Below are 9,375 nucleotides of genomic sequence, written 5' to 3' on the forward strand. Positions count from 1 at the left end.
ATGGATACATCGAAAACACCCATTGTTTTAACCGCCTTCGGCACCACCACAAGGGCGATGGATACCTATAATTATATGGACAAGATTATCAGAGAAAGATTTTCTAATCATAAAATAGAATGGGCCTATTCATCAAGGATGGTCAGGGATTTCAGCAAAAAAAGAGAAAAAATCTATTTAAAGAGCCCTCAGCAGGTTTTGTCCGATCTTGTCGCTGAAGGTTATCCCTGGGCCGTTGTCCAGTCGATTCATCTTGTCTGCGGAAATGAGTTTGATCGTCTTGTTGAAGAAATTCAGCATGTACCGATTCGTACGTCAGTAGGACTTCCCCTTCTGCACAGTCCCAAAGATTATGATAGAGTAGCTGCCGGCATCGTTGATTTGCTGCCGGAATTGAAAGAAGAATGTGTCATCATTGTAGGTCATGGAACCGATCATCCTATGTGGGCGGCCTATATTGCTTTTGAACACAAGCTTCAGGTGCGGTATGGTCCTGACATCCATGTCGGGATGATCGAAAATGAAGACTCCTGCGAGCGGATTGTTCAGGCGGTTAGGGAAAGCGGGAAAAGGAAAGCTCTTTTAATACCTTTTATGCTTGTGGCCGGCGTCCATTTCAAGGAGGATCTTGTTGGAAACGGCGAAGATTCATGGAAAAACAGGATTGAAAGGGAGGGGATTGAGGTGCGAGCCATTGATAAGGGACTTGGTTTTCATCGGCCGATTGTCGAGATTTTTATGGATCATATCAAGGATGCCCTCGATGCCATTCCAAACACAGCCTCCTCAAGTTTCGCATCCTGAATTTACTGTAAATTACTTTCTATAAATCCCTGAACCATGGACACTATTGATTGGAGGAATAATGCTGGAGATATTCATTAAGGGCGGGCCGGTAATGTATCCGCTTTTAGCCTGTTCGATTCTTGTTCTTACTGTAATAATAGAAAGGTCTTTATTCTGGATAAGTGTAAATATGCATCGCGATTATTCTATTATAGATGAGGTCCTTGAACTATGCAGAGCAGGAGATTGGGAGTCGGTGAGAATAAAGACAAAAGGATCAAAGGATTTTATTATCAAAATACTTGTAACAGGCATTGTTCACAGAGAATTTTCAATGACCAAGGCCATGGAGTCGGCGGCAGCAGAAGAGATCAGGAGGTTGCGTCGATATATGGGCGTGCTGGATACCATGATTACCGTTGCGCCTCTGCTCGGTATTTTCGGAACAGTTATCGGTATTATAATGTCATTCGAGGCGCTGGGCTCAGCCGGAATAGAACATCCTCAGGCTGTTACCGCAGGAATAGCGCAGGCTCTTATAACCACAGCAACCGGACTTGGGATAGCTATTCTGTCTGTATTTCCATATAATTTTTTCAATTCCCGTATTGAGAAGGCTGCCCTTAACATAGAAAAATACGCTACAAGCCTTGAAATAGTCTATGAGAAATTAATCCAGCCTTCCACAACACAAAAGGAGAATAATGCATGAAGCTCAACCTGAACGCACACAAAAGTGTACGTATTGAAATGCTTCCTTTGATTGACGTTGTTTTCCTTCTTCTAGTGTTTTTTATATATGCGATGCTTTCAATGGCTGTGCATCGCGGATTGCCGATTTTGCTGCCTGATTCTTCCACGGCAGAAATCGAAAAAAAGTCGGCATTATCCGTAACGGTGAAAACAGATGCAACGATTTATGTTGATGAAAAACTGATTTCCATTGAGAACCTGGCTGCTTTTTTAAAGAAAAAGGCTGAAATTGATAAGGATACCGGTATTCTCCTTTTTGTTGAAAAGACCCTTTCATATCAGAAATTATTCCGAGTTTTAGACCAGATAAGAATAGCGGGCCTGAACCGGATTTCTCTTCAAGCGGAGGCTGAACAGCAGCCGTGAAACGAATTCTGATTGCTGTAATAATGGCTGTTGGAATACATGGGCTTCTTCTGGGGGTAGAGTTTAACCGTATAAGAGGTGTATCCCTGGAAAGACCGAAATCCAGTATTGTGACTATGACACTGGTTTCCAGGCAGCCGGGAAAGGCGGAATCTAAACCGGTTATTAACGAGCGAGCGTCTGTCGATAGAAATAAAAACAAGGCAGAAAAAAAAAGGCTTTTAGCTAAACCGGAAAAGAAAAAACATGTTATACGATCATCAAACGCAGCAAATATTTATGATAAAAAGAAGAAAACAGAACCCGGAATAATTTCAAAAAAAGATAATTTTACCCGTGAACCAGCGAGGGGCATTTTAAAGGATAGAAGTTCTACTGAGGCAAAGCAGAGTTTCTCAGGCAGTCAGGGATTTAACTCTGTGAAAAAAGCCATTCCAATATATGATAAAAATCCTTTGCCGGAATATCCATTAATTGCCAGGAGAAGAGGCTTTCAGGGCACAGCAGTTCTTGAGGTTATGGTCGACCGAAACGGAAGGGTAGGGGATTTAAGGATTTTTAAGTCCAGTGGTTATAAAGTGTTAGACAGTGCTGCGGAGGAATCTGTCAGGGAGTGGATATTTAAGCCCGCGATAAAAGGGGATGAAAAAGTTGAAATGTGGGTCAGAGTCCCTGTATGCTTTCAGTTGAAATGAGAAATGCCGGCCAGAATTATCCTTAAATCCATAACATTTGTGTTTGTCGGGCCGGTTATCAGCAGGTCCCCAAGTTTTTGAAAAAAATGATAAGAGTCGTTGTCTGCCAGAAAATAGCCGGGATTAAGCCCCATGGCCATGGCTCTTGATAAGGTATTTGTATCAGCTATTGCTCCTGCGGCATCTGTGGGTCCGTCTGTGCCGTCTGTGCCTCCGCTCAGAATGACAATATTTTTTGTGGCGGCAATATCAATAGCCGCGGCCAGCGCGAATTCCTGATTTCTTCCCCCAAGCCCTTTCCCCTTGACAGTTACTGTGGTTTCTCCGCCTGAAATAATGCACGCGGGCGACTTTATTGGATTGCCTGTTTTAATAATTTCTCTAACTATGGTGCTGTGAACATGCGCTACATGGGTTGTGTCACCTTCGATCATCGAGGAAAGAATGATGGTGTTATAGCCAAGGGTTTCAGATTTTTTCTTTGCCGCTGATATGGCTTCAATATTGCTGCCTATAATTATATTCTGTGCTTTTTCAAAGACCGGATCGCCCGGCTTCGGTGTTTCCGGGACCCTGCCCGAAATTCCGTTCTTTATATGTCTTACAACAGATATGGGTAATTTTTTCTGAATTTTATATTTTTCAATAATTTTCATGCAATCGTCGAAACCGCTTGAATCCGGGACGGTGGGCCCTGATGCGATAACATCCAGATTATCACCGACAACATCTGAAAGTATCAGCGATACGAGCGAAGCAGGGTAGGCAGCTTGAGCCAGCCTTCCCCCTTTTATCATGGAGATATGCTTTCTTAACGCATTAATTTCGTGTATAGACGCTCCGCAGGAAAGAAGTATTTTTATTGTATCCTGTTTGTCTTTTAATGTGATGCCCGGCAAGGGAAGGGGAAGCAGGGCGGAACCGCCGCCTGAAATAAGACATAAAACCAGGTCATCCCTGCCTGCATTGTTTGCAAGATCAATAATAGCTTCTGCGCCCTGTTGCCCGTTTTTATCCGGAACAGGGTGTCCTGCCTCTATCAGTTTGATTCGGCCAAGTTTGCCTGTGTGCCCATATTTGACATTGACGATCCCTTTTGTAAACCTGTCTCCAAGAATGTTTTCTATCTCTGCAGCCATGGGGGCTGTTGCTTTTCCAGCCCCGATTACAAAGATATTTTTATATTTGGAAAGATCGTAACGCAAATCAGCGATAAAAAGATGGTTGTTTTCAAGCCTGCAATATCTCTTTACAGCAGCGCCCGGCTCGACAGCCTGCAGGCCCGAATAAAAGATTTCTTCAGCATCTTTTCTCATCTGAGTAATATTTTTTATTTTAGAGTTCATAATATATGAAAAAGATTAACGTCCAACATCGAACATTGAACATCGAACGTCGAATAATGATGTCGCTCCGCTCTTCAAATTATTCTAAAATCGAATAAAAAACCAATACAAATATTTAAACGACTATTTCTGTTTCTTTTCAGCCGTTTTGATACTCGTAACGAAAATCTTAATTAATTCCTCTGTTTCTTCATCTTTTTTCATTCGACGTTCGATGTTGGACGTTCGATGTTCGATGTTCATTTTCTAAATTTTTAAAATAGTTTTTATCCGCTTTAAAACAGGCGGATGAGAATAGTTTAGAAACACATAAAAAGGGTGCGGCATTAGATTAGAGAGATTGCTGACCGAGAGCTTTTTAAGAGCATCGGCCATAGAGACAGGGTTTCCGGTTGTTTTGGCGGCAAACCTGTCGGCTTCATACTCGTTTTTGCGTGAATGCATATGTTTAAAGATCCCGATAAAAAAGTCGATTGGTGAATACAGCATACCAAAGAAAATCAGCCCCGTATATACAGATATCTTATCCATGTAAAAAGCGTCAAAAAGCTCCTGAAAGGAAACAAACAAAGACAGGAGAAAAAGCATCAGCCCTGCCTGCAATATCCCGATAATAATGGCCTGGAAAATATGCTTTTTCTTGTAATGTCCCATTTCATGGGCAAGCACCGCCACCAGTTCATTTACAGTTAAACTGTCTATTATCGTGTCAAAGAGAGCAATCCGTTTATTTTTGCCAAAACCTGTAAAAAAAGCATTTGATTTGCTTGAACGTCGCGAACCATCCATGACAAAGATGTTTTTGAGCGGAAAATCTATAGAATGCGCGTAAGCCATTATACTGTTCTTGAGCTCCCCATCTTTCAGCGGATTGAACTTATTAAACAGAGGCATAATCCATGAAGGCGCTATAAACTGCAGTATCAGCATAAAAAGGGTGACACCTATCCAGCAATACCACCATGCATTGGCTCCGGCATATTCAAAAAAGATCAGTATCCCGGCCAGAAGCGGCCCCCCAAGCAGTATCGAAAGTATCAATCCCTTGATTATATCCAGGAAAAACGTGAGCCAGGTGGTTTTATTGAAACCAAAACGCTCCTCAATTACAAAGGTTGAGTAAATACTTAAAGGCAGAGACAAAATAGCTTTGATAAACAGCAGGATACCTATGTATATCAGGCCGGTGGTAATAGATCCATAGTCCAACGATCGCGCCCATTGATCCAGAAAGGGAAACCCCTTTCCGAACCAGAATATGAGAAGCACGGTGATATCAAACACGGATGCAATCCATCCGAAATGGGTGTTTGCCCGCAGATATTTTTGGGATTTTTTATAACGATCTTTATCATACAGGCCATGAAATGCTTCAGGAACTTCAGCCCGCAATTCTTTAAGGTTTAAACAATCAGCCCAGAAGTGCAGTATGAATTCGCTAACAATGGCAACAAGAATGATTACAGCGATAAAGTTCATATTAACGGTAATAGGAAAAAACAATTGGCTGGGTCAACAGAAAAATCAAAATCGTTTTGTGAAAAGCCCTTGGCTATGCAATTCCAATTATTAACAATCAATAATTGAACCGCATATTACACACCGACAGCCACGGAGCTGTTACAATATCAACCGATGGGCAGTCTCTTGAAGTTTTGCCCTGAAATAATTCTTGACAACCGATCTTTATTTAGTATCATATTCGGACTGGAGGTGAAAAATGCATATTACAACTGATATAAAACCGGTTACATACCTAAAATCAAAAGCAGCCGATTTGTTAAATCAAATAAACGATACCCATCGCCCTGTTATTATAACCCAAAACGGTGAACCGCGCGCTGTTCTTCAAGACCCTGAAAGTTATGAGAATATGCGCAATGCAATCGGAATATTAAAGGCTCTTTCCCAGGGCGAATCAGATATTAAAAATGGAAAAATTAAATCTCAAGAGGAAGTATTCAAAGGAATAGAAAGCTCACTGAAAGATAAGCTTAAATGAATCGAAGTTATGAAATTGCATGGGCGCGTGTCGCAGAAAACGATTTAAAAGAGATAATTGATTATATCGCAATCGATAGCCCGGCCAATGCATTAAAAATTTTCCAAAGAATCAAAAAAAAAGCATCAGGTCTATATACTATGCCTGAAAGATGCCGAATAGTTCCTGAGCTTAAGGACCAGGGTATTTTGCAGTATCGAGAATTAATTGTACCACCCTGGAGAATTATTTTTAGAATAGCAGAAATAAAAATTTACGTTTTATCTGTTCTGGATTCAAGACGAAACATCGAGGATGTTCTGTTTAAAAGACTAATTAATATTAAATAACATAGCTGCGAACAAAGCCTTTCACACGAGTATGCCTGCTTCTGTTGCTGCCCGGAAAAGAATGCGAGACATCTTATATTATAACATTCGTTGCTAATATGATAGGAAACTTATATTATTAAAGGTTAGGCTACTTATGGCAAAAAAGACAAAGGATAGAGTGGTAACTCATCGAAAAGATAACAAATTGAATTGACTTGGATGTTTACATAATATACACTGCTTCAGATTAATTCCGGTCTGTTTTTTGAACCTCAAACAGGAGGATCACGTGGCCAGCCATAGTATTACAAAAAAAAATAAAGCCCCATTTCTTCAGCTACATGAAGGATGGGGCTTTTTGTTTCACAAATAGCAAACTTCCTTACGGTCGAAGCTCCCCGCTGCTTGGCGGGGAAGCTTCAAACTATGATTAAGGTTATGAATAGATCAAGATTGCAGTTTTATCTGAACTGACCGGGCTTAACTCAGAATTCACACAAGAGAAACAAATCAGGAAATTTATTGCAGACAATAGTGGGTTTTTATTTTTTTTAAAGCTAATTTTAGATTTGACTTACTTATTTTTGTTTAGGAAATGACTATGACAAAACAAAAAAAGGCTGAGAACACAAAAAAAATCTGGGCTATCGGCGGAGGAAAAGGTGGTATCGGGAAATCACTTTTTACAGTCAACATGGGAGTTGGCCTTGCAAACATGGGGAAGAAAGTGATTGTACTCGATTCCGATCTTGGGGGGGCCAACCTGCATACCCTGCTCGGAATAAAATTTGTTAAATATAATCTCAATGACTACATAAATAAAACCTGTGAATTAGAACAAACGATTCTTCCCACTTCGATTAATAACCTTTGGTTGATTAGTGGGGCAAATGGTATTCTGGGATCAGCAAATCCCAGTTATTTTCAAAAAATGAAAACGATCCAATGCTTTAATCAGCTTGAAGCTGACTACATCCTGGTTGATCTCGGAGCTGGCTCATCCTACAATGTTCTGGATTTTTTAAACTCGGCAGATGAGAAAATTGTAATTTTCAGTCCGGAACCCACAAGCATTCAAAATGTATATGGGTTTTTAAAGAGTGCTATCTATAGAAAACTGATCAGAACGTTTAAAGAGAATAAGCCTGTAATGGATACAATTAAAAAGGCAATTGATCCTAAAAATGAAAGAAAAGTGTCCACCATGAATGAGCTTTCCAAAAGAGTTTATGAGATTGATCAAGACGGGCACAATATTTTTATACAAACCGTAAAGAATTATCGTCCCAATACGATAATCAATATGCTGAAGAATAAGGGAGAACAAAATATAGCTCTTGGTTTGAATCTGACGGCCAAAAAATTTCTTAACCTGGATATGAATTATCTGGGATGTTTAGAATCTGATGACATTGTTTCAGAATCGGTAAAAGCCATGACACCATTTATGAAAATGAACCCGGATGCTAGTGTGAGCAATTCCATAAATAAAATTATCCAGAAGCTTGTTTAAAGTCAGTGTAATGCTGGAATAGTGTATGAAAGAAGCAGTACAGGAGAAATCATGAAAGTATATTGCATGGAATGCAAGCAACCCATTGAAGTCAATACTTCTCAAATAATCGATTCCTATATCCCTCCGGATCTTTGTAAATGTGATAATTGCAATCAGGAAAATGAGACTGACTTAGGTGAAAAAAAAGGTAAGGTCTATTATGATAGGCCAAAGATTTCCTATAGAGAACTCCGGGAAAAAGAACAGGAAGAAATAAGTAGACATAGATGGTTTATGAACGAAAAAAAGGGATATGATGTTGGAAAGGACGATTCCGAAGCTGACTGGAGAAAAAATTATGAAAATGATTTTTTAACACAATGGAATTATAGATAAAAAAACAAATGGGGTCAGGTCTACTATTGACCCATGAAAGACAATACGAGACGCAAACCTTAATAACAGAAGAGTTTTGAAGCTTAAAAAATACGACAGAAAAATTAAAAGACAGATGGGAAAAATACCCGACAGCACCAATAAGGGTCAAGGGCAGACTTTACCCCATTTCGTGTTCAAACAGGAGGATCACGTGACCCATCATAATATTACAAAAAAATAAAGCCCCATTTATTCAGTAATATGAAGGATGGTGCTTTTTGTTTATGCAGGCCAGGACCTGAAATCATGAACTAAAAAAAAAGATTTAGCTGTTCTATTATTGACGATACAAACTTATAAGCTGAGGAGCATCACATAAACCGCGCTTTTTTTATTGCGTAACACCCCCTGATACTATAAATTAAATTAGCTATTCAAGGTGTCAACAAATTTAGGCCCCATCCAAACTAACAAAAAGGAGTAATCGCTATGAAAAAGAGAAATATCGTTATTCACTGTTTAGTGCTTCTTATGCTTATCGCCACCTTTTCGGCCTGTGCATCGACACGCACACAGTCAAGCGCAGGGGAATACATCGACGATTCAGTCATCACGACCAAGGTGAAATCTCTGATTGCAGCGGATGATTTTCTGAAATCATTTCAGATCAGTATCGAAACCTACAAGGGCACCGTTCAACTGAGCGGCTTCGTTGGTTCTCAAAAGGCCGTCGATAAAGCGGATGAAATCGTAAAGAGCGTCAAAGGGGTTACATCCGTAAAGAATAATCTGATCGTGAAATAGGCGAAGTCGGAATCTTCGCGTTCGCGTATCAGGGTATTCCCTTCATGACCAGAGAAAAGGTCGTAGATATCGGGCCCATCCACATGACGGCTGAGAAGACGAGGACACTTCCGCTTCCGCCGATCGTGGGTGGCATTTCCCTCGTGGGCGGCATCGTGTTGCTGGTCGTAGGAAAAAGATGCTTTAGGATGTGATCTTAAATCATTCAGAGAATCTTTAAGGATACCGGAAAAAGATAAGGTGTCCAGAGATTTGATGATATATTTTTTGTGGCAAACAGGACGTTTTACAAACCAGAAGATATCAGGACTGTTCGGTCTGTCGTACGCATCCGTTAGCAGACGAGTTGCTATTTTCAGAGAAAAACTTCGTGTCGATAAAACCTTTAAAAAGGAATATGATAGAATAAGTGCGTTAATCAAGATGTGACCCCAAAGTT

General features: G+C 40.2%; 12 protein-coding genes. 10 read left to right on the forward strand and 2 right to left on the reverse strand.

Annotated features, from left to right (window positions below; translation table 11 throughout):
* From VMW78_07705 to VMW78_07720, 4 genes are all read left to right on the forward strand, one after another.
* Complete coding sequence (locus VMW78_07705; protein ID HUV50886.1) at positions 1 to 804, forward strand: sirohydrochlorin cobaltochelatase; 804 nt, start codon at positions 1 to 3, stop codon at positions 802 to 804.
* A 61-nt stretch (positions 805 to 865) separates the two neighbouring features.
* Positions 866 to 1,498, forward strand: a complete 633-nt coding sequence (locus VMW78_07710; protein ID HUV50887.1) for a MotA/TolQ/ExbB proton channel family protein — start codon at positions 866 to 868, stop codon at positions 1,496 to 1,498.
* Positions 1,495 to 1,905 (forward strand): biopolymer transporter ExbD, encoded by a 411-nt coding sequence (locus tag VMW78_07715; protein HUV50888.1) that lies wholly within the window; start codon positions 1,495 to 1,497, stop codon positions 1,903 to 1,905. The genes VMW78_07710 and VMW78_07715 overlap by 4 nt, the downstream gene beginning before the upstream one ends.
* The gene (locus VMW78_07720) at positions 1,902 to 2,600 is read left to right on the forward strand and encodes an energy transducer TonB (protein ID HUV50889.1); all 699 of its coding nucleotides are present in this window, start codon (positions 1,902 to 1,904) and stop codon (positions 2,598 to 2,600) included. The genes VMW78_07715 and VMW78_07720 overlap by 4 nt, the downstream gene beginning before the upstream one ends.
* On the opposite strand, the gene VMW78_07725 is transcribed toward VMW78_07720, so the two are convergent.
* The gene (locus tag VMW78_07725; GenBank protein ID HUV50890.1) at positions 2,588 to 3,946 is read right to left on the reverse strand and encodes a glycerate kinase; all 1,359 of its coding nucleotides are present in this window, start codon (positions 3,944 to 3,946) and stop codon (positions 2,588 to 2,590) included. The two genes, VMW78_07720 and VMW78_07725, sit on opposite strands and share 13 nt — an antisense overlap.
* Before the next feature lie 246 nt (positions 3,947 to 4,192).
* The gene (locus VMW78_07730) at positions 4,193 to 5,425 is read right to left on the reverse strand and encodes a M48 family metallopeptidase (protein HUV50891.1); all 1,233 of its coding nucleotides are present in this window, start codon (positions 5,423 to 5,425) and stop codon (positions 4,193 to 4,195) included.
* Positions 5,426 to 5,666: 241 nt separating this feature from the next.
* Here VMW78_07730 and VMW78_07735 point away from each other — a divergent pair, with 241 nt between their 5' ends.
* From VMW78_07735 to VMW78_07760, 6 genes are all read left to right on the forward strand, one after another.
* On the forward strand, positions 5,667 to 5,948 hold the full coding sequence (locus VMW78_07735) for a type II toxin-antitoxin system Phd/YefM family antitoxin (protein ID HUV50892.1): 282 nt from the start codon (positions 5,667 to 5,669) through the stop codon (positions 5,946 to 5,948).
* Complete coding sequence (locus tag VMW78_07740; GenBank protein ID HUV50893.1) at positions 5,945 to 6,277, forward strand: type II toxin-antitoxin system RelE/ParE family toxin; 333 nt, start codon at positions 5,945 to 5,947, stop codon at positions 6,275 to 6,277. The genes VMW78_07735 and VMW78_07740 overlap by 4 nt, the downstream gene beginning before the upstream one ends.
* A gap of 583 nt (positions 6,278 to 6,860) precedes the next feature.
* Entirely contained in the window at positions 6,861 to 7,772 is a 912-nt protein-coding gene (locus tag VMW78_07745; GenBank protein HUV50894.1) for a P-loop NTPase, read from the forward strand.
* 51 nt (positions 7,773 to 7,823) lie between these two features.
* Positions 7,824 to 8,150, forward strand: coding sequence for a hypothetical protein (locus VMW78_07750; protein ID HUV50895.1), 327 nt, complete (start codon positions 7,824 to 7,826; stop codon positions 8,148 to 8,150).
* Between the two features lie 471 nt (positions 8,151 to 8,621).
* Positions 8,622 to 8,936, forward strand: a complete 315-nt coding sequence (locus VMW78_07755) for a BON domain-containing protein (protein HUV50896.1) — start codon at positions 8,622 to 8,624, stop codon at positions 8,934 to 8,936.
* Positions 8,937 to 9,188: 252 nt separating this feature from the next.
* Complete coding sequence (locus tag VMW78_07760) at positions 9,189 to 9,365, forward strand: hypothetical protein (GenBank protein HUV50897.1); 177 nt, start codon at positions 9,189 to 9,191, stop codon at positions 9,363 to 9,365.
* Positions 9,366 to 9,375 lie beyond the last annotated feature (10 nt).

It is taken from the genome of Anaerolineae bacterium, assembly GCA_035529315.1.
Taxonomy (GTDB): domain Bacteria; phylum Desulfobacterota; class Desulfobacteria; order Desulfobacterales; family ETH-SRB1; genus Desulfaltia.

What these genes read in the sequence shown, in the direction of transcription:
- VMW78_07745 (HUV50894.1), top strand. Translation starts at nt 6,861, where the DNA reads ATGACAAAACAAAAAAAGGCTGAGAACACAAAAAAAATCTGGGCTATC.
- VMW78_07725 (HUV50890.1), bottom strand. Translation starts at nt 3,946, where the DNA reads ATGAACTCTAAAATAAAAAATATTACTCAGATGAGAAAAGATGCTGAA.
- VMW78_07730 (HUV50891.1), bottom strand. Translation starts at nt 5,425, where the DNA reads ATGAACTTTATCGCTGTAATCATTCTTGTTGCCATTGTTAGCGAATTC.
- VMW78_07750 (HUV50895.1), top strand. Translation starts at nt 7,824, where the DNA reads ATGAAAGTATATTGCATGGAATGCAAGCAACCCATTGAAGTCAATACT.
- VMW78_07710 (HUV50887.1), top strand. Translation starts at nt 866, where the DNA reads ATGCTGGAGATATTCATTAAGGGCGGGCCGGTAATGTATCCGCTTTTA.
- VMW78_07715 (HUV50888.1), top strand. Translation starts at nt 1,495, where the DNA reads ATGAAGCTCAACCTGAACGCACACAAAAGTGTACGTATTGAAATGCTT.
- VMW78_07705 (HUV50886.1), top strand. Translation starts at nt 1, where the DNA reads ATGGATACATCGAAAACACCCATTGTTTTAACCGCCTTCGGCACCACC.
- VMW78_07735 (HUV50892.1), top strand. Translation starts at nt 5,667, where the DNA reads ATGCATATTACAACTGATATAAAACCGGTTACATACCTAAAATCAAAA.
- VMW78_07740 (HUV50893.1), top strand. Translation starts at nt 5,945, where the DNA reads ATGAATCGAAGTTATGAAATTGCATGGGCGCGTGTCGCAGAAAACGAT.
- VMW78_07755 (HUV50896.1), top strand. Translation starts at nt 8,622, where the DNA reads ATGAAAAAGAGAAATATCGTTATTCACTGTTTAGTGCTTCTTATGCTT.